Here is an 18,156-nt window from a genome sequence, read left to right on the forward strand (position 1 = left end):
GCTGGCTGTGATCAAGACAGCCTGGGAGACCTCGCACATCCAGATCGAGGTGGACGAGGCCTCCACCTCCGTGACGGTGTCGACGCCCGCCACGGAGGTGCGGCTGCCCGCCCACGCCGCCGGGGAGGTCGGGGCGGCGGTGGCGGCGGCGCTCGACAACGTCCGGCGGCACTGCGGCGAGGGGGCCCGCGCGTGGGTCCTGCTGGAGGACGGCGAGGGCGAGGTGACCGTCAGCGTCCGCGACGACGGCCCCGGCATGCCTCCCGGGCGGCTGGACCGGGCCGCGGCGGACGGGCGGCTCGGCGTCGCCCAGTCCATCCGCGGCCGCATCGCCGACCTCGGCGGCACCGTGTCGATCGTCTCCGCGGAGGGCGACGGGACCGAGGTCGAGATGACCGTGCCGCGGGCTAGGGTGTGACCGTGAGCGACGTTCCCCTCCGGCCTCTGCGGGTCATGGTCGTGGACGACCATCCGATGTGGCGCGAGGCGGTGGCCCGCGACCTCGGCGAGGCCGGGCACGACGTGGTCGCGACCGCCGGGGAGGGCCGCGCCGCCGTCCGCATCGCCGCCGCCGCCCGCCCGCAGGTGGCGGTGGTCGACCTCCAGCTGCCCGACCTCAGCGGGGTCGAGGTGACCCGGCGCCTCGCCGCCGCCGACCCGCCCGTCCGCGTGCTGGTGCTGTCGGCCAGCGGCGAGCAGCAGGACGTCCTGGAGGCGGTGAAGGCGGGCGCGACCGGCTACCTGCTCAAGTCCGCCGCCCGCGAGGAGTTCCTGGACGCCGTCCGGCGGACGGGCGAGGGCGACGCCGTCTTCACCCCGGGGCTCGCCGGGCTCGTCCTCGGCGAGTACCGCCGCCTCGCCGCCGCCCCGGCACGCGAGGACGACGACGCGCCGCGGCTGACCGACCGCGAGACCGAGGTGCTGCGCCTCGTCGCGAAGGGGCTGACCTACAAGCAGATCGCGCAGCGCCTCGTCCTGTCCCACCGGACGGTGCAGAACCACGTGCAGAACACCCTCGGCAAGCTCCAGCTCCACAACCGCGTCGAACTCGTCCGCTACGCCATCGAGAAGGGCCTCGACGAGGAGGAGTAGCGCGGGGCGAACCGCCGCGGCGGCGCCTGCGTCTCAACGCCAGAAGGCGAAGAGCGACGGGAGCGCGTCATGACGGACGAGATCCTGGGGCCCGCGCTGGGGTTCCTCGCGGCCCACCTCCTGGTCGGGCTCGTGCTGCTGGCGGTCCTGCGGAAGTTGCGCGCCGTGATGCGGCGGGGCAGGCCTCCGGCGCGCGATCTGCATCCCTACGAGGTCGCCTACCTGCGGGGCGGAGGGCGCCACGCGATCGCCGCCTCGCTCACGGCGCTGCGGCTGGACGGCGCGGTCGACGCCTACGCCGACGGCAGGCTGCTGGCCACCGAGCCGTCAGCCGCGGGGCCGCGCGCGGCCGGGACGCCGCTGGACGCGGCGGTCTTCGGGGCGGTCGCGCACCTGCGGGCCGGAACGCTCGCCGAGCTCACCGCCGAGCCGGGCGTGCGCGCGGAGCTCGACCGGCTCCGCGACGGGCTCGCCGCGCAGGGGATGGTGCTCGCGCCGGCCGGGCGCCGCCGGCTGCGCAACCTCCAGGCGGTCATGTTCGGGTGGATGATGCTGGGCTTCGTCGCCTTCGTCATGACCGACGCCTTCGGCGGGTTCCCGGCGAAGCTCGTGCCGATCGCCGCGCTGATCGGTCTCGGCTTCGGAGCCCTCGGCCTCGCCTCGGGCGCCGAGCGGACGCGGGAGGGCGAGCTGGCCGTCGAGCGGATCAAGGAGTCCCGTTCCGCCCTGGACCCGGCGAACGAGCCGTCCTACGCCGGGCTGCCGGCGCCCGACGCGCTCATGGGCGTGGCGCTGTTCGGCACGGCCGCGCTCCTGGCGCTCGACCCGGTGTTCGCCCAGACCGTGGGGCTCGGCCGGTACCTGGAGATGGCCGGGGTCGCGGCCGCCTCCGGCGGCCACTCGGGCTCCTCCTGCTCCTCGACCGCCTTGGTGTGCTCGTCCTCCGCCTGCGGAGGCGGCGGCTCGTGCGGGGGCGGGAGCGGCTGCGGCGGCGGGAGCGGGTGCGGAGGGGGCGGCGGGTGCGGAGGGGGCGGCGGCTGCGGTGGAGGGGGCTGAGATGCGGCTGGGCGTGGGGATCGGCTGGCGTCCCGAGATCGCCGGGTTCGTCGGCGCGCTGCCGGGGCTGCGCTTCACCGAGGTGATCGCCGAGTCGGTGCATCCGGCGGAGCCCGCCCCGGAGCTGCTCGCGCTGCGCGACCGCGGCGCGGCGATCGTCCCGCACGGGGTGCGGCTGTCGCTGGGCGGCGCCGAGCCCGTGGCCGCCGAGCGCGTCGCGCACCTGGCCGCCTGCGCCGAGGCGCTCGGCGCGCCGCTGGCGAGCGAGCACGTCGCGTTCGTCCGCGCGGGCGGCGTCGAGGCCGGGCACCTGCTGCCGGTGCCGCGCACCCGGGCCGCGCTGGACGCGCTGACCGCCAACATCCGCCGGACGCAGGCGGAGCTGCCCGTCCCGCTGGCCGTCGAGCCCATCGCCGCCCTCTTCGACTGGCCGGACGCCGAGTACTCCGAGGCCGACTTCCTCACCGAGCTGCTGGAGCGCACCGGCGCACTCCTGCTGCTGGACGTCGCCAACGTGTACGCCAACGCGCGCAACCGCGGCGAGGACCCCGCGGACCTCCTCGACCGCCTCCCGCTGGACCGCGTCGCCTACTGCCACGTCGCGGGCGGCTCGGAGGAGGGCGGGCGGTACCACGACACGCACGCCGCCGCCGTTCCCGCCGAGGTGCTGGAGCTGGTCGCGGAGCTGTGCGCGCGGCGCCGCCCGCCCGGCCTCTTGCTGGAGCGCGACGGCCGCTACCCGCCCGCCGCGGAGCTGCGCGCCGAGCTCGACGCCGTCGCCGCCGCCTCCGGACTGGAGCCCGTCACATGAGCGGATCCGACATGAGCGGATCCGACATGAGCGGATCCGACATGAGCGGATCCGACATGAGCGGATCCGACGCCGGGCTGGCGGCGGCGCAGGAGGCGCTCGTCCGGGCCATGACGGCGGGCGGGCCGATGCCGGAGGGGTTCGACGCCGACGCGGTGCGGGCCGCCGCGCACGGGATCCTGCTGAAGCGGGCGGGCGAGGTCGCCCGCGCATGGCCGGCCCTGTCCGCCTCGTACGGGACGTCCTGGAAGGCGGTCTTCGCGGCGTGGGCCGCCGAGCGCCCGACGCGCGGCTCCTTCCGGGACGGCTGGGACTTCGCGCGCGCGAACCGGGACCGTCTCGCGGGCGACGCGGCGCGGGAACTCGCGCTGGCGGAGGTGCGGTGGTCCTATGACGGGCAGGCCCCGCCGCGCCCGCGCGGGGTCGCGGCGCGGCGCGTGACCGGGGGAGTGGCGGCGGCCTTCCGCGGCCGGGTCCGCGTCTTCGGCCGGGACCCGTCCGGCTGAGGGCGCCGTCGCCGCGAACGAAGTGCCGCGGGGCCCTGGCACGGGCTATGGTCTAGACCATTGGCGGCGCGCCGGGGCATCCGGCGGAGGCCTGCGCCGCCGCGTGCGACGACTAGGCTGAGAACGTGGACCGAGGGAGGAGCCCGGTGGCGGGAGAAGGTGACGGCATGCGCGTCGGAGTGCTGACCGGAGGCGGAGACTGCCCCGGCCTGAACGCGGTGATCCGCGCGGTCGTCCGCAAGGGCGTCCAGGTCTACGGCTACGAGTTCGTCGGGTTCCGGGCCGGCTGGCGCGGGCCCCTCGAAGGCGACACCGTGGCCCTCGACGTCCAGGCCGTGCGCGGGATCCTGCCGCGCGGCGGGACGATCCTCGGCTCGTCGCGGACCAACCCGGTCAAGGTCGAGGGCGGCGTCGAGCGGATCAAGGACAACCTCGCGGGCCTCGGCGTGGACGCGCTGATCGCCATCGGCGGCGAGGACACCCTCGGCGTCGCGCGCGAGCTGTACGCCAACGGGGTCAACGTCGTCGGCGTCCCGAAGACGATCGACAACGACCTGAACGCGACCGACTACACCTTCGGGTTCGACACCGCGGTGAACATCGGCATGGAGGCCGTCGACCGGCTGCACACCACCGCCGAGAGCCACCACCGCGCGCTGATCTGCGAGGTCATGGGCCGGCACGCGGGCTGGATCGCGCTGCACGTCGGCATGGCCGCCGGCGCCAACGTCATCCTCATCCCCGAGCGGCCCTTCGACATCGAGAAGGTCTGCCAGTACGTGGAGAGCCGGTTCAAGACCCGCTACGCCCCGATCATCGTGGTGTCGGAGGGCGCGCACCCCATCGACGGGCAGATGCAGCTGCAGACCGGTGAGCGGGACGCGTTCGGGCACGTCCGGCTCGGCGGCATCGGGCAGGCCCTCGCCGACGAGATCGAGAAGCGCACCGGCAAGGAGGCCCGCGCCACCGTGCTCGGGCACATCCAGCGCGGCGGCACCCCCACCGCGTTCGACCGCGTCCTCGCCACCCGCTTCGGCCTCCAGGCGATCGACGCCGTCAAGGACGGCGACTACGGCAAGATGGTCGCCCTCCAGGGCACCGACATCATCCGCGTCGGCCTCGACGAGGCGACGAAGGAGCTCAAGACCGTCCCGCTGGAGCGCTACTCCGAGGCCGAGGTCTTCTTCGGCTGATCGTCCCGCCCGGGCGGGAACAGGGAATGCGGGTCGCGGTGTTGGCCTCTCTGGGCCACACTGGAGGTCCCCTCTTTACCCTGTTCCCGCCAGGAGGATCACGCATGACCACGCTCGACACCGCGCCCGGCACCGCGGCGGCGGACGTCCGGGAGCAGTCGCCGGTCGACGGTGAGCCGTGCGTGCTGCTCAAACTGGGCGAGATCGTCCTCAAGGGCAAGAACCGCGAGCAGTTCGAGCGCCGCCTCGCCGACAACGTGCGCACCGCCGTCCGGCCGATCGCCCGGGTGGACGTCGTCCGCCGGCACGGCGTCTTCATCGTCCGCAAACACGATGCCGACCTGGCCACCATGGAGCGGGTCGCGCAGCGGATCACCGACGTCATGGGCATCGTCTGGGCGCACCGCGCCTGGCGGGTCGGCAAGGACCTCGCCAGCGTCGAGCGCGCCGCCCTGGAGCTCATGGACGGGCGGACCGGCACGTTCGCCGTCCGGTCCCGGCGCCGCGACAAGCGGTTCCCGATGACCTCCACCGAGCTCGACCGGCACATCGGCACGCTCGTCACCGCCCGCTACGGCCAGCCCGTCCGGCTCAAGAACCCCGACCACACCCTGTCGATCGAGGTCGACCGCGACGAGGTGTTCGTCTACTCCGGCGGCCTCGCCGGGCAGGGCGGCCTGCCCGTCGGGATGAGCGGCCGCGGCCTCGTGCTGATGTCGGGCGGCATCGACTCGCCCGTCGCCGCGTACCGGATGATGCGCCGCGGCCTGCGCGTCGACTACCTGCACTTCTCCGGGATGCCGTTCACCGGCCCCGAGTCGATCTACAAGGCGTACGCGCTGGTCCGCGAGCTGGACAAGTTCCAGACCGGGTCCCGGCTGTTCGTCGTGCCGTTCGGCAAGGCGCAGCAGCAGATCAAGTCGTCCGGCGCCGACCGGCTCGCGGTGATCGCGCAGCGGCGGCTGATGCTGCGCACCGGGGAGGTCCTCGCCCGGCGGCTGCGCGGCTCCGCGCTGATCACCGGCGACGCGCTCGGGCAGGTGTCCAGCCAGACCCTCGCCAACATCACCGCGCTGGACGACGCCGTCGAGCTGCCCATCCTGCGGCCCCTCGTCGGCATGGACAAGGTCGAGATCATGGACCAGGCGCGCCGCATCCGCACCCTGACGATCTCCGAGCTGCCCGACGAGGACTGCTGCACCCTGCTCGCGCCCCGCCGCGCCGAGACCCGGGCCAAGATCGACGACCTGCGGCAGATCGAGAAGCGCCTCGACGTCGGCGAGCTCGCCGACCAGCTCGCCGCGTCCGTCCAGGAGCACCGGCCCGCCTACGGCGACCCGGCCGTCTGACCCGCCCGCCCGGCGTCCGAGGCCCGCGGCTAGCGGGCGTCGAAGTCCGTCGGGCGGGGCGGCTCGGGCCCGTCCGGGCCCATCAGGGTGATCCGCTCGATGCGGACGATGCGGAAGCGGCGGCCCGCGACGGCGATGCCGTTGCGGCGGCTGTCGTCCTCCAGCAGCTCCGCGGCCTCGGCGAACCGGGCGACGTCGTCCTCGGCGGGGCTCTCCACCGCGGGCACCACGTGCCTGAAGTAGGTGGCCAGCGAGTCGCGGGCCTGCTGCGGCGCGTCGTACAGGCGCCCCACGGGCCGCCAGCGCCGCTCGCCGCGCTCGGCGACCGTGAACGCGGGCGCCAGCGCGACCGGGGTGAGGAACGCGCCGGACGGCTCGTTCCCCCTGGCCGCCGCGGCGTCCAGCACCTGGCACAGCAGCTCGGCGGTCGCGAGGTCGGACGCCGGGCCGTCGTCGGGCAGCAGCTCGTGCGGCCGGACGGGCGGGACGCGGCCGCACGACGGCAGCGGATCCAGGTCGGTCGGGCGGGGCGGCTCGGGCCCGTCCGGCCCGGTGCGGGCCAGCTGCTCGATCCGCGCGATGCGGAACCGCCGCCCGCCCGCGGTCACCTCGTCGGCCGGCTCGCGCCGCAGCGTCCGGGCCGCGGCCGCCAGGTCGCGCGCCCGGGCTCCGTAGTCCGCCGCGGCGCGGTCCTCCAGGTGGTCGGCGAGGATCTCGCGCGCGCCCTGCGGCAGCGGGTCGAACGGGCACACGACCTGCCAGCCGCCCGGAACCCGCTCGGCGGCGGTGAACACGGCGCCGAGGGCCACGAGCTCCGGGTAGGCGGCCAGGGCGCGGCGCGCGTCCGCCAGCAGCACGGCGGCGACCGGATCGACGCCGTCCAGGTTCTCCGGGAAGAGCCGCCCCCCGGCGTCACCATCTCCCGTCGTCATGCCGGTCATCATCCTCGCCGCGCCGTGCCCGGCCAATGGTTCAGACCAATTCGTTACCGCCCTGTGCGCCTTCCCCGCGGCCCCGTGCGCCGTCGCCGGAGCCGCGCCGGCGGACGGGCGCCACGAGGACCACCAGGCTCGCCGCCAGCAGCGCGAGGCCGCCGAGCGCCGGGCCGCCGAGCCGCTCGCCCAGCAGCACCGTGCCGAGCGCCGCCGCCACCGCCGGCTCCGCGAGCGTCAGCGTCGTCGCCGTCGTCGCCGGCGTGGTGCGCAGGCCCCGGGCGAACAGCAGGTAGCCGCCGCCCGTGGTGATCACGCCGAGGTAGAGCGCGATGAGCGCGCCGCTCCCGGTGAGCAGCCAGCCCGTCGGCCCGGCGAGCAGCACGGGGACCAGCGGAAGGGCCGCCGCGCCGAACAGCGCCGCGGCGACGGCCCGGTCCTCCTCGCCCCGGGTGATGAGGACGGACGCCACCGTCGCGTACACCGCGTACGACAGCCCGGACAGCAGGGCCAGCCCGATGCCGAGCGGCTCCGCGCCCGCGTCCCGGCCGCCGCCGACGAGCAGCGCGCAGCCCGCGACGGCCCCCGCCGTGGCGAGCGCCCACCGTCCGGTGGGCGCGGCGCCGCGCGCCAGCAGCCCGATCACGCCGGCGAACACCGGCGCGCTGCCGATCGTGACGACGGTGCCGACCGCGACGCCCGTGCGCCCGGCGGCGACGAAGAACGCCGTCTGGTAGACGGTGACGGCGGCCGCTCCGAGGGCCACGAGCGGCAGGTTGCGGCGGTCCGTCAGCAGGCGGCGCAGCCCCGCGCCGCGGCGCGTGCACGCGGCGAGGGCCAGCAGGACGAGCCCGCCGATGATGATGCGGATCGCGGCGACCGAGTACGGGGACGCGCCGTCCGCGAACGTGCGGACGGTGCCGGTCGTCCCCCACAGGGACGCCGCGAGCAGGACGTCGGCGCCGCCGCGCCGGGCACTGGACCGAGAGGGCTTTTCGGACGCGCGCCGAAGAGAGGTGTTCTGTGACACGGGAGAAGGGCTCCTGGGCTCGAATCGGAAGGGAGGATCCGGATTCGGGGCGCAGGACGGCGCGGCCGGGGCGCGTGGTCGCGCCGGGCCGTGTCGTGATCAGCAGGAATGCGGTCGCCGCGCCCCGTCAGGAGCGCGGCGGTCCGCAATCAGGTGCCCAGTAAGCCATGGTTCAGGACGATACCCGCTCGGCGTCCCCGCCGGACGGCCGGGCGGGGCGGGCGGATCAGGCGGGCACGGCGTCGGGGTCCTCGCTCCTGGTGAGGGAGCGGCCGACGATCGGGGGCAGGTCGCGGACGAGCTTGGCGAGCTCGCGCAGGTCGCCGTCGACCAGGGCCTGCGGGCCGTCGCACAGGGCGGTCTCCGGGTGCGGGTGCACGTCGATGATCACACCGTCGGCGCCGATCGCGATCGCCGCGCGGGTCAGCGGCAGGACCAGGTCGCGGCTGCCGCCCGAGTGCGACGGGTCCACGATGACCGGCAGGTGGGAGAGGCGCTGCGCCACCGGCACCGCGGAGATGTCGAGGGTGTTGCGGGTCGCCCGCTCGAACGTGCGGATGCCCCGCTCGCAGAGCACGATGTCGAGGTTGCCGCGCTGCGCGACGTACTCGGCGGCCATCAGCCACTCCTCGATCGTCCCGTTCATGCCGCGCTTCAGCATGACCGGCTTGCCCGACTCGCCGGCGGCCTGCAGGAGCGCGAAGTTCTGCGCGTTGCGGGTGCCGATCTGCAGCATGTCGGCGTAGGAGGCGACGAGCTCGACGTCGGCGGCGTCCACGACCTCGGTGACGATCGGCATGCCGGTCTCCTCGCGCACGTCCGCGAGGATGCGCAGCCCGGCCTCGCCGAGGCCCTGGAACGCGTACGGCGACGTGCGCGGCTTGAACGCGCCGCCGCGCAGCAGCGTCGCGCCCGCGGCCTGCGCCATCTGCGCCGCGCCGAGGGTCTGCTCGGGGGTCTCCACCGCGCACGGGCCGGCGATCAGCGTCATGGTGCCGGGGCCGATCGGCACCCCGCCGACCCGGACGACCGTCCGCTCGGCGTGGTTCTCACGGCTCACCAGCTTGTAGGGCGCCGAGATGCGGATGACGTCGCTGACGCCGCGCATCGCGCGCAGGTTCAGCGAGCCGAACTGCTGGACGTCGCCCACCAGCCCGACGATGGTCCGCTCCACTCCGCGGCTGACGAAGGCGTCGCCTCCTGCCGTCTCGACCAGTGAGACGACGGCTCTGACGTCCGCTTCGCTGGCCTCCGGGGCCATGACGACGACCATGGGTTGCTGCCTCTCGTTCATGCCCCGGGAGGCCGGCCGGTCCCCGGAACGACGAAAGCCCCGGGCCGGCCGGCCCGGGGCTTTCGCCTTCGTGGTCTGTCAGCGCAGCGTCTGGCAGACCAGCCGTCCGGGCTGGTCGGGCCAAAAGAAATACACGACGTTGCGCACGGGGAAAGCGTAGCCGATGTCGGGACCCGCGGCCCCCCGCGGACCCCGGATATGGCTCAGCTCACTCCGGATGGCAGGATGGCCGCGTCATGACCCACCCCGAACAGCCCGCGCCGCAGCCGGGCGAACTGCCGCCCGGGCAGTACGTCCCCCGGGGCTGGCCCGTCCTGCACTACGGCCCCGTCCCGAAGTTCCGTCCCAAGGACTGGGATTTCCGGGTCTTCGGCGCCACCGAGTCGGGGGAGCAGCACCGCTGGACCTGGGACGAGTTCGACGCGCTGCCGAAGGCCGCCTCGGTCGCCGACTTCCACTGCGTCACCAAGTTCACCATCCCGGACAACGAGTGGCGGGGCGTCCCCGGCACGGCGATCATCGAGCTGGCGCCGCCCGCGCCGGACGTCACGCACGTCATGGTCTGGGCCGAGTACGGCTACAGCGCCAACATCCGGATGAGCGACTTCCTCGCCGACGGGACGATGTTCGCCACCCACCGCGACGGCGAGCGCCTCACCCCGGACCACGGCTTCCCCGTCCGCATCGTCATCCCGCACCTGTACGCGTGGAAGAGCGTGAAATGGGTCCGGGGCGTGGAGTACCTGGTGAAGGACCGCCGGGGCTTCTGGGAGGAGCGCGGGTACCACAACGTCGCCGACCCGTGGCGGGAGCAGCGCTACTCGTACCAGGAGGACGAGGGCGAGTCGCCCCCGCTGTGATCGGACCCGCGCGATTGGTCCGCCGGTGCGGGACTTCCGGTCGGCCGAACGTGTCCCATTCGAGACCTCGGTAAATCGGCAACAGGCGCACCCGCGGCGATGATAGCCATTACCGTAAGTTTCCATGGACCTACCGTCCGTCACAGATGTCGTGGTGTACGCCGCGGCAGCCGGGGCCAGCGGGGTCTGGGCGCCGCGCCGGTGGTGCCTCCTGCCGCGGCGCGGGCACGCCGATCCGGCGGAGGCGGCCGCCCTCGCCGCCCTGCACCTGATCGCGCACGCCGCGCCCCCGCTGCGGGCCGGGCTCACCGGCGACGCGGCGCGCAGGGCGACCCGGCTGCTGCGCTCGCTGCTCGGCGCCGAGGCGGTCGCGATCGTCGCGGTGCGCCCGCCCGGCGACCCGGACGGCGCCGACGCCCCCGACGCCCCCAAGGACCCCGACGGCCCCGGTGACGACGCCTCCGCCGCGCCGCGGCTGCTGGCCTGGGAGGGCGCGGGCCGCGGCGCCCACGCGGGCGAGGCCGTCGCGCACGCGCTGCCCGTCCTGACCTCCGGCAGGCCCCGGGTCGTCACGCCGGAGCCGCTCGCCTGCGGCGACCCCCAGTGCGGCGTCCAGGTGGCGATGATCGCCCCCCTCGCCGTCGAGGGCCGCGTCGAGGGCACGCTGAGCGCGTACTGGCCGAGCCCGTCCACCGCGCGGGTCCGCGCGGTGGGGGAGGCGGCCCGGCTCGTCACCGGGCAGCTCGAACTGGCCGGGCTCGACTCGGTCCGCGTCCGCCTCGCCGAGGCCGAGCTGCGCGCGCTGCGCGCGCAGATCTCGCCGCACTTCGTCTACAACTCGCTGACCACGATCGCCTCGTTCGTCCGCACCGACCCCGAGCGGGCCCGCGGCCTGCTGCTGGACTTCGCCGACTTCGCCCGCTACTCGTTCCGCAACCCGCGCGACTTCACCACGCTCGCCGACGAGCTGCGCTCGATCGACCGCTACCTGCTTCTGGAGCGCGCCAGATTCGGCGAGCGGCTCCAGTGCAACGTCGAGGTCGCGCCCGAGGTGCTGCCGGTCGCCGTCCCGTTCCTCGCGCTCCAGCCGCTCGTCGAGAACGCCGTCCGGCACGGCATGGCCGGGGGCCGCCGCGCGTTCCACATCTCCATCGTGGCCCGCGACTCGGGCGCCGAGGCCGCGATCAGCGTCGAGGACGACGGGATCGGCATGGACCCCGAGCGGCTCGAAGAGATCCTCTCGGCGCCCCTCGGCCGGCCCGGGCCCACCGGCTGGGGGAGCGTCGCCACCCACGACCGGCCGGAGAGCGGTCCCGGCATCGGCCTCGCGAACGTCGACGCGCGCATGCGCCAGGTCTACGGGGACGAGTACGGCCTCACCGTCGAGACAGCGCTCGGCGCCGGAACCAAGGTCAAATTGCGCGTCCCGAAGTACCGTCCGGGCGTCTTTCCCGACTGAGGGGCGATCCGGGCGACACGCCACTCACTTTTCGGAACCGATTGCGGACAGACGGTAATCGCGGCAAAGTCGCCCTCATGCTGCACGTCCTCGCCGTCGACGATGAACGCCCGGCCCTGGAGGAGCTGACCTACCTGCTCAGCAAGGACCCGCGGATCGGGCGGGTCACCGGGGCCGCGGACGCCTCGGCCGCGCTCCGCGACCTGAGCCGGATGCTCGTCGAGGGCGAGCGCCTCGACGCCGTGTTCCTCGACATCCGCATGCCGGGCCTCGACGGGCTCGACTTCACCCGGCTGCTGACCGGGTTCGCCGCGCCCCCGCACGTGGTGTTCGTGACCGCGCACGACGACTGCGCCGTGACCGCCTACGAGCTCGGCGCGCTCGACTACCTGCTGAAGCCCGTCCGGCCGGAGCGGCTGGCCGAGTCCGTCCGGCGCGTGGCGGCGGCCGCGCGCCGGCCGTCGCCGCCCGCAGGGGAGACCTCCCCCGACCCCGACGACGAGATGATCCCCGTCGAGCTCGGCGGGCGGACGCGGCTGGTGTCCCGCCGGGCCGTGACCCACGTCGAGGCGAAGGGCGACTACGTGCGGCTGCACACCGCCGACGGCGGCTACCTGGTCCGCATGCCGCTGTCGGCGCTCTCCAAGCGGTGGGAGGGCGCGGGGTTCATCCGGATCCACCGCAGCACCCTCGTCGCGGCCGCGCACATCACCGAGCTGCGCTTCGACGGCGGCCGTGCCGCCGTCCAGATCGGGGACGAGCTGCTGCAGGTCAGCCGCCGCCACACCCGCGAGGTCCGGGACCTGCTCGTCCGCAAGTTCCACCAGCCGGACGAGGGCGCCGGAGACCCGGGGGAGGCCCGCGATGACCGATGAACGCCGCGACACGACGGCGGGCGCGGCGGCCGTCCGCTCCCGTGCGCTGCCGAGCGGTGCACTGCCGGGCGGTGCGACGCCGGGCGCCGCCCAGACCGCCGAGGCCGCGGCGCCCGCGCCGGGCCCGGCCGATCCCGACCCGCCCGATACCGACCCGTCCCCGCTCGTCTGCGGTCCCCCGATCGGACCCGCCGAGGCCCGCCGGCTCATCCGCGCCCAGCTGCGCACCGCCCTCGGCACCGGCGCGCTCGTCATGACCGTGGTGACGGCGCTCCCGGCGCTGATGGCGATCGTCCCGGCGGTGGCGCGGGCCCGCGTGCACGGCGTCCCGCTGCCCTGGCTCGTCCTGGCCTTCGGCATCCAGCCGATCTGGGTCGCCGCGTCGTTCCGCCAGCTCGGCCGCGCCGAGCGCGCCGAACGCGACCTCACGAGACCGGCGGAGAGACGATGACCGCCGTGGCGGTGGCGGCGGCGCTTCTGGCGCTGCTGGTGGCGACCGCCGCGTTCGGCGCCTGCGACCGCCGCTCCGCCTGCACCGCCTCCGACCTCCTGGTCGCCTCCCGGGGCGTCACCCCCTGGCGGAACGCCTCGGCGATCAGCGGCGAGTACCTCTCCGCCGCCGCGTTCCTCGGCACCGCCGGGCTGGTGCTCGCCTACGGCGCCGACATGCTGTGGCTGCCGGTCGCGGCGACCGCCGGGCACGTCCTGCTCCTGGCGTTCGTCACCGCCCCGCTGCGCCGCTCCGGCGCCTACACCGTCTCCGACTTCGCCGAGTGGCGGCTCGGCTCCCCGGCCGTGCGGCGCATCGTCACCTGCTGCGTCTGCTTCATCGGCTGGTTCTACCTGCTGCCGCAGTTCCAGGGCGCCGGCGTGACCCTGCGCGTGATGACCGGCGCCCCGGTGTGGGCGGGCTGGGCCGTCGTGGTCGCGGTCACCCTGCTGCTCGTCGCCTCCGGGGGGATGTGCAGCATCACCGCCGTCCAGAGCCTCCAGTTCTGGGTGAAACTGGTCGCCTTCGCCGTGCCCGCCGCGGCGCTGCTGGTCATGTGGCAGATGGACGGCCGCCCCGACCCCGTCGGCGGCGGGCCCGCGCGGTTCGCGCACACCACCCGGGTCCACGTGAGCACCGAGGTCGCGGTCACCGCGCCCGCCGCCGTCCTCGTCACCGCCCGGGGACCCGTGGACGGCGTCCGCCACGGCGGCGGGGCGATGACCCTCGCCGCGGGCCGGCACACCATGGGCCCCGCCGCCGAGGTGGTCTTCCCGGCCGGGGCGCCGGTGCCCCATGCCGAACGCCTGCCCGTCCAGAGCGGCGAGACCTGGGCCACGCCCTTCGGCCGCGGAGAGGAGCACGGCTTCTACCGCACGTACTCGGCGCTCCTGGGCATCCTGCTCGGCACCATGGGGCTGCCCCACGTCCTCATCCGCTTCTACACCAACCCGAGCGGAAGCACCGCCCGCCGAACCGCCGCCCTGGTCCCCGTGCTCCTCGCGCTCTTCTACGTCTTCCCGACCGTCTACGCGTCCATGGGACGCCTCTACGCGCCCGAACTGCTGATGACCGGCGACACCGACGCCACCGTCCTGCTGCTGCCCCAGCGCATCCCCGGACCGGCCGGCGCGCTCCTCACCGGTCTCATCACCCTCGGCGCCTTCGCCGCGTTCATCTCCACCTCCTGCGGCCTCGTCGTCACCATCGCCGGCACGGTCACGCAGTGCGCCCGCCGTAGCGGCGTCGCGTCCTTCCGCATCGCCACCGTGTTCGCGCTCCTCGTCCCGCTCGCCCTGCTCCCGAGGATCGGCACGCAGAGCGCCGCCGGCCTCGTCGCCCTGGCCCTCTGCGTCTCGGCGTGCTCCCTGTGCCCGCTCCTGCTGCTCGCCATCTGGTGGCGCGGCCTGACCGCGGCCGGCGCCGCCGCCGGCCTCATCGTCGGCACCGGCCTCGCCGTCGCCTCCGGCGTCCTGCACCTGTACGAGCTCCCCCTGACGGGCTGGCCCGCCGCCGCCGTGGCCGAACCCGCGGCCCTCATCGCCCCCGCCGCGTTCGCCGTCATGGTCGCGGTCTCGCTCCTGACCCGCCGCCGCGTCCCCCGCCGCGCCGACCGCGCCCTGACGAAACTGCACCTCCCCGAGGACGTGTTCGCCCGTTGAGCCCCGTTATGAACCGCTTACGGCGCCGCGCGGCCCGCCGCGCCCCCGCCCCGGACCGCTCGTCCCGCTCCACGGACCGCTCATCCGACGACTACGCTCCGTACAACTATGACTACACACCGTTCATCGAGAGGCGCGTCGTCCCGCTGTCCACAGGTGGCGAACCCCCTCTAATGTTCTCAGTGGCACCACACGTCACACCGCCCGAGGAGGGGCGGGCGGCCCCCGGCCGCGAACCCTCCCACAAGAGCAAATCCGGAGATCCGGCGACACACGCCGGATCGTGAGTCGCAGGATCCCGTACCGGGGGGGTGGGATCCCGCGACCTGTGGCTCGGGCGTCGCTGAACAGTCGGGGGGTTGTTCAGCGACGCCCGAGTCGTTTTTTATTGCTTTTTTCTCCTCCTTCGGGCCTGGCGGCCCTCCATCGTCGATAAAAGCTTGCGATCGCTGGCATCGCTCCGGCTCGCCTGGCGGCTCGCTGCGCGATCAGATTCTTGCTTCGCTTGAATCTGCCTTCGGACGCGATCGCGACCGTCAGGTTGTCGCGGGGTTGCTGTGGTGGCTGAGGTTGTCGCAGTAGCGGGTGCGGGTCGGCTTGAAGGGCTCGCCTGGCGGCTCGCTACGTGTCAGTTTCTTGCAGGCTCGAAACGTCCTTCGGACGCGATCGCGGCCCAGCGCCAGCGCCAGCGTCCGTGGGCCCTTATGGCGACGGAGGGCGTGACGTCAGGGGGCGTCTCTTAGGCGCTTCAGGGTTTTGATGTCTTCTGCGTGGGGGGCGGGGGCTCGGCCTGGGGTCTCGATGATGAAGGGGACGCCGGCCGTGGCGGGGTGGCGGAAGAGGTCGGCGAAGGGGGACTCGCCTATCCGGCCGGCGCCGATGTTCTCGTGGCGGTCCTTGGCCGAGGCGCAGGCGTCCTTGGAGTCGTTGGCGTGGACCAGCTTCAGGCGGCCCTCGCCCACTGCGGCGACCAGGGCGTCGAGGGTGTCCTTGGCGCCGCCCGGGGCCGCCAGGTCGTGGCCGGCGGCGAAGGCGTGGCAGGTGTCGAAGCAGACGCCGAGCTTCGGGTGGTGGTCGAGGCGCTCGAAGAACGGGGCCAGTTCCTGGACCTTGGCGCAGAGCATGTTGTTCTGGCCCGCCATGGGCTCCAGAAGGAGGTCGGGGCCGTCCTCGGGGATCTCGTCGAGGAGCGGGAGGACGTGCTCTCGGACCTGGGCCATGGCTTCGTCGTAGGTCCGGGTGACGGCGGAGCCGGTGTGGACCACGACGCCGCGGGCGCCGATGGCGTGGCCCCGGGTCAGGGAGTGGCGGACGGCCGCGAGCGACTTCTCGAGCGTCTCCGGGGTGGGGGAGCCGAGGTTGACCAGGTACGGGGTGTGGACGTAGACGGGGATGCCCTCGTCCCGGAGCCTGGCGTCCTCGGCGGGCTTGCCCTCGGGGAGGGCCCAGCCGCGAGGGTTGGAGACGAAGACCTGGACCGCCTCGGCGCCGATCTCGGCGGCGTACTTCAGGCCGCCGGTGGCGAGGCCGCCGGACACGGGAACGTGGGCCCCGACGGGGCTGATGGGTGAGGTCATGGCCCGTTCAGACTAGCCGGTCAGGGGCCCCGGACGATCGTGACGGTGGAGCCGCGCGGGGCCTCGCCGCTGCTGGGCGACTGGAAGCGGACGACGTTGCCGCCGAAGCCCGTCACGTTGACCTGGAAGCCGGAGTCCTCCAGCGCCTTCTTGGCCTCGTTGACCCGGCGGCCGGTCAGGTCGGGGACGGGGACGTTCTGGTTGCCGTCGCCGTCGTCGCAGCCGAACTGGAACGGGCCCGCGTCGACGATGCAGTCGCGCTTGTTGACGACGATGGTGACCTTGTCGCCGCGGGAGACGCCGGTGCCCTCGGACGGGTCCTGGCTGACCACCGTGTCGGGGTCCTTGCCGTTCACCTGCTTCTTCTGGACGGTGACGTCCAGGCCCATGGAGCGCAGCTGGTTGGCGGCGGAGTCGCCGTTCTGGCCGAGGAGGCCGGGCATCGACATGCCCGTGGAGACGACGATGGAGACGGGCACGTCGGGGGACTGCTTCTCGCCGGCGTCCGGGTCGGTGCTGATGACGTCGCCCTTGGAGACGGTCTGCGAGGGGGTGCTGCTCGTCCGGCCGACGGTGAAGCCCTTGTCCTCCAGGGTCTTCTTGGCGTCGGCGAGGGACTTGCCTCCGACGTCGGGGACCTCGCGGGGCGTGATGCCCCGGGACGGGGTGAGGGTGACCGTCTGGCCCTTGGCGACGCGGGCCCCGGCGGGCGGGTCGGACTTGGCGACGCCGCCCTTGTGGACGCGGTCGCTGTAGACCGCCTTGGCGGTGCGCACGTCCATGCCGTCGGACTCCAGCTGGTCGCGGGCCTCGGCGACCTTCATCCCGATGATCGAGGAGGGGACGTGCTCGTACTGGCCGGACGTCTGGTACCACACGGCCCAGCCGAGGATGACCGCCGCGACCAGGCCGATGGCGATCAGGACGTAGCGGCCGGTCAGCGCGCCGAGGGCGCGGTCGGTCCTCGTGGGGCGGACGTCGTGCCGGGGGGCCAGGGTCTCGGCGTCCATGACGGCGGTGCGGCCGTGGGCGGGCGGGGCCTCCAGGACGCTCGTCGCGTTGCGGGACGCCTCCTCGACGCGGCGGTCGAAATCGCGGGGGAGGCCGCCGAACACCTCGGCGACCTCGGCCAGGTACTGGTTCGCGTCCTGCGGGCGGCGCGCCGGGTCGTGGCTCGTGGCGTCGGTGACCAGGGCGTCCACCCGCGGGGGGATGCCGGGGACGACGCTGGAGGGCGGCGGCACCGTCTCGTTCACGTGCTTGTAGGCCACGGCGAGGGGGGTGTCGCCCTGGTGCGGCAGCCGCCCGGTCATCAGCTCGAACAGCATGATCCCGGCGGCGTAGACGTCGGAGCGGAAGTCGGCGTTGCCGGACAGCACCTGCTCGGGCGCCAGGTAGCCGACCGTTCCGATGATCATGCCGGTCTTGGTCATCTTGCTGGCGGTCTCGGCCCGCGCGAGGCCGAAGTCGGCGACCTTGACCTGGCCGTCCTCGGTGATCAGCACGTTCTCGGGCTTGACGTCGCGGTGCACGAGCCCGGCCCGGTGCGCGGCGCCGAGCGCGGCCAGCACCGGCTGCATGATCTCCAGGGCGGCGCGGGGGCCGAGCCTCCCGAGGGAGTTCAGCGCGTCGCGCAGGGTGCGGCCGGCGACGTACTCCATCACCAGGAAGACGTGCTCGCCGTCGGTGCGCTGGTCGTAGACGGCGACGACGTTCGGGTGGGACAGCGCCGCGGCGGCCTTGGCCTCGCCGATGAAGCGGGCGACGAAGTCCTCGTCCGAGGCGAGTCCGGCGTGCATCACCTTGATCGCGATGACCCGGTCGAGCCTGAGGTCGCGCGCGAGGTAGACCGTGGCCATTCCGCCGCGCGCGATACGGGACTCAATGCGGTACCGCCCGTCGAGCACCCGCCCGACGAGTGGATCAGCAACCGTCGCGTCCATCGGTGCGAGTTTACGGGCGAATCCGCGT

General features: G+C 74.2%; 17 protein-coding genes. 12 read left to right on the forward strand and 5 right to left on the reverse strand.

Going from position 1 to position 18,156, the window contains the following annotated elements; genetic code table 11:
* The 7 genes from ABWI04_RS31820 to thiI all read left to right on the forward strand — a co-directional run.
* A partial coding sequence (locus tag ABWI04_RS31820) for a sensor histidine kinase (RefSeq protein WP_353834739.1) occupies positions 1-418 on the forward strand: 418 nt, incomplete at its 5' end.
* 35 nt (positions 419-453) lie between these two features.
* A complete protein-coding gene (locus tag ABWI04_RS31825) occupies positions 454-1,092 on the forward strand; it encodes a response regulator (RefSeq protein ID WP_353834753.1) in 639 nt (212 codons plus the stop codon).
* Positions 1,093-1,161: 69 nt separating this feature from the next.
* Positions 1,162-2,148, forward strand: a complete 987-nt coding sequence (locus ABWI04_RS31830) for a TIGR04222 domain-containing membrane protein (protein ID WP_353834740.1) — start codon at positions 1,162-1,164, stop codon at positions 2,146-2,148.
* A 1-nt stretch (position 2,149) separates the two neighbouring features.
* Entirely contained in the window at positions 2,150-2,959 is an 810-nt protein-coding gene (locus ABWI04_RS31835) for an MbnB/TglH/ChrH family RiPP precursor modification enzyme (protein WP_353834741.1), read from the forward strand.
* Positions 2,956-3,465 (forward strand): SCO6045 C-terminal-like domain-containing protein, encoded by a 510-nt coding sequence (locus tag ABWI04_RS31840; RefSeq protein WP_353834742.1) that lies wholly within the window; start codon positions 2,956-2,958, stop codon positions 3,463-3,465. Before ABWI04_RS31835 ends, ABWI04_RS31840 begins: the two co-directional genes overlap by 4 nt.
* 167 nt (positions 3,466-3,632) lie before the next feature.
* Positions 3,633-4,658 (forward strand): 6-phosphofructokinase, encoded by a 1,026-nt coding sequence (locus tag ABWI04_RS31845; RefSeq protein ID WP_345185891.1) that lies wholly within the window; start codon positions 3,633-3,635, stop codon positions 4,656-4,658.
* 104 nt (positions 4,659-4,762) lie between these two features.
* A complete protein-coding gene (gene thiI / locus ABWI04_RS31850; protein ID WP_345185894.1) occupies positions 4,763-6,007 on the forward strand; it encodes a tRNA uracil 4-sulfurtransferase ThiI in 1,245 nt (414 codons plus the stop codon).
* Between the two features lie 29 nt (positions 6,008-6,036).
* Here the strand turns inward: thiI and ABWI04_RS31855 are convergent, their stop codons facing one another.
* From ABWI04_RS31855 to aroF, 3 genes are all read right to left on the reverse strand, one after another.
* Positions 6,037-6,939: a DUF5954 family protein gene (locus ABWI04_RS31855; RefSeq protein ID WP_345185896.1), complete on the reverse strand. Its 903-nt coding sequence runs from the start codon at positions 6,937-6,939 to the stop codon at positions 6,037-6,039.
* Between the two features lie 40 nt (positions 6,940-6,979).
* Positions 6,980-7,969, reverse strand: coding sequence for a DMT family transporter (locus ABWI04_RS31860; protein ID WP_345185899.1), 990 nt, complete (start codon positions 7,967-7,969; stop codon positions 6,980-6,982).
* A 226-nt stretch (positions 7,970-8,195) separates the two neighbouring features.
* Positions 8,196-9,242 carry a 3-deoxy-7-phosphoheptulonate synthase gene (gene aroF, locus ABWI04_RS31865; protein WP_353834754.1) on the reverse strand — a complete coding sequence of 349 codons (1,047 nt, stop codon included), beginning with the start codon at positions 9,240-9,242 and terminating at the stop codon, positions 8,196-8,198.
* A 257-nt stretch (positions 9,243-9,499) separates the two neighbouring features.
* Between aroF and ABWI04_RS31870 the strand changes: the two genes are divergently transcribed.
* The 5 genes from ABWI04_RS31870 to ABWI04_RS31890 all read left to right on the forward strand — a co-directional run bounded on the left by ABWI04_RS31870 (position 9,500) and on the right by ABWI04_RS31890 (position 14,608).
* Complete coding sequence (locus ABWI04_RS31870) at positions 9,500-10,123, forward strand: sulfite oxidase-like oxidoreductase (RefSeq protein WP_353834743.1); 624 nt, start codon at positions 9,500-9,502, stop codon at positions 10,121-10,123.
* Positions 10,124-10,247: 124 nt separating this feature from the next.
* The gene (locus ABWI04_RS31875) at positions 10,248-11,582 is read left to right on the forward strand and encodes a histidine kinase (protein WP_353834744.1); all 1,335 of its coding nucleotides are present in this window, start codon (positions 10,248-10,250) and stop codon (positions 11,580-11,582) included.
* A 77-nt stretch (positions 11,583-11,659) separates the two neighbouring features.
* Entirely contained in the window at positions 11,660-12,457 is a 798-nt protein-coding gene (locus tag ABWI04_RS31880; protein ID WP_345185909.1) for a LytR/AlgR family response regulator transcription factor, read from the forward strand.
* Positions 12,447-12,908: a hypothetical protein gene (locus ABWI04_RS31885; protein ID WP_353834745.1), complete on the forward strand. Its 462-nt coding sequence runs from the start codon at positions 12,447-12,449 to the stop codon at positions 12,906-12,908. The genes ABWI04_RS31880 and ABWI04_RS31885 overlap by 11 nt, the downstream gene beginning before the upstream one ends.
* Complete coding sequence (locus ABWI04_RS31890; RefSeq protein WP_345185914.1) at positions 12,905-14,608, forward strand: sodium:solute symporter family transporter; 1,704 nt, start codon at positions 12,905-12,907, stop codon at positions 14,606-14,608. Before ABWI04_RS31885 ends, ABWI04_RS31890 begins: the two co-directional genes overlap by 4 nt.
* 725 nt (positions 14,609-15,333) lie before the next feature.
* On the opposite strand, the gene ABWI04_RS31895 is transcribed toward ABWI04_RS31890, so the two are convergent.
* Both ABWI04_RS31895 and pknB read right to left on the reverse strand, forming a co-directional pair.
* Positions 15,334-16,185, reverse strand: coding sequence for a deoxyribonuclease IV (locus ABWI04_RS31895; RefSeq protein ID WP_353834746.1), 852 nt, complete (start codon positions 16,183-16,185; stop codon positions 15,334-15,336).
* Between the two features lie 20 nt (positions 16,186-16,205).
* A complete protein-coding gene (gene pknB, locus ABWI04_RS31900; RefSeq protein ID WP_345185920.1) occupies positions 16,206-18,128 on the reverse strand; it encodes a Stk1 family PASTA domain-containing Ser/Thr kinase in 1,923 nt (640 codons plus the stop codon).
* Between the last annotated feature and the right edge of the window lie 28 nt (positions 18,129-18,156).

It is taken from the genome of Actinomadura sp. NPDC000929 (assembly GCF_040492065.1).
GTDB classification, from domain to species: Bacteria; Actinomycetota; Actinomycetes; order Streptosporangiales; family Streptosporangiaceae; genus Spirillospora; species Spirillospora verrucosospora.

What these genes read in the sequence shown, in the direction of transcription:
- ABWI04_RS31825 (WP_353834753.1), top strand. Translation starts at nt 454, where the DNA reads ATGGTCGTGGACGACCATCCGATGTGGCGCGAGGCGGTGGCCCGCGAC.
- ABWI04_RS31830 (WP_353834740.1), top strand. Translation starts at nt 1,162, where the DNA reads ATGACGGACGAGATCCTGGGGCCCGCGCTGGGGTTCCTCGCGGCCCAC.
- ABWI04_RS31835 (WP_353834741.1), top strand. Translation starts at nt 2,150, where the DNA reads ATGCGGCTGGGCGTGGGGATCGGCTGGCGTCCCGAGATCGCCGGGTTC.
- ABWI04_RS31840 (WP_353834742.1), top strand. Translation starts at nt 2,956, where the DNA reads ATGAGCGGATCCGACATGAGCGGATCCGACATGAGCGGATCCGACATG.
- ABWI04_RS31845 (WP_345185891.1), top strand. Translation starts at nt 3,633, where the DNA reads ATGCGCGTCGGAGTGCTGACCGGAGGCGGAGACTGCCCCGGCCTGAAC.
- thiI (WP_345185894.1), top strand. Translation starts at nt 4,763, where the DNA reads ATGACCACGCTCGACACCGCGCCCGGCACCGCGGCGGCGGACGTCCGG.
- ABWI04_RS31855 (WP_345185896.1), bottom strand. Translation starts at nt 6,939, where the DNA reads ATGACGACGGGAGATGGTGACGCCGGGGGGCGGCTCTTCCCGGAGAAC.
- aroF (WP_353834754.1), bottom strand. Translation starts at nt 9,242, where the DNA reads ATGGTCGTCGTCATGGCCCCGGAGGCCAGCGAAGCGGACGTCAGAGCC.
- ABWI04_RS31870 (WP_353834743.1), top strand. Translation starts at nt 9,500, where the DNA reads ATGACCCACCCCGAACAGCCCGCGCCGCAGCCGGGCGAACTGCCGCCC.
- ABWI04_RS31875 (WP_353834744.1), top strand. Translation starts at nt 10,248, where the DNA reads ATGGACCTACCGTCCGTCACAGATGTCGTGGTGTACGCCGCGGCAGCC.
- ABWI04_RS31880 (WP_345185909.1), top strand. Translation starts at nt 11,660, where the DNA reads ATGCTGCACGTCCTCGCCGTCGACGATGAACGCCCGGCCCTGGAGGAG.
- ABWI04_RS31885 (WP_353834745.1), top strand. Translation starts at nt 12,447, where the DNA reads ATGACCGATGAACGCCGCGACACGACGGCGGGCGCGGCGGCCGTCCGC.
- ABWI04_RS31890 (WP_345185914.1), top strand. Translation starts at nt 12,905, where the DNA reads ATGACCGCCGTGGCGGTGGCGGCGGCGCTTCTGGCGCTGCTGGTGGCG.
- ABWI04_RS31895 (WP_353834746.1), bottom strand. Translation starts at nt 16,185, where the DNA reads ATGACCTCACCCATCAGCCCCGTCGGGGCCCACGTTCCCGTGTCCGGC.
- pknB (WP_345185920.1), bottom strand. Translation starts at nt 18,128, where the DNA reads ATGGACGCGACGGTTGCTGATCCACTCGTCGGGCGGGTGCTCGACGGG.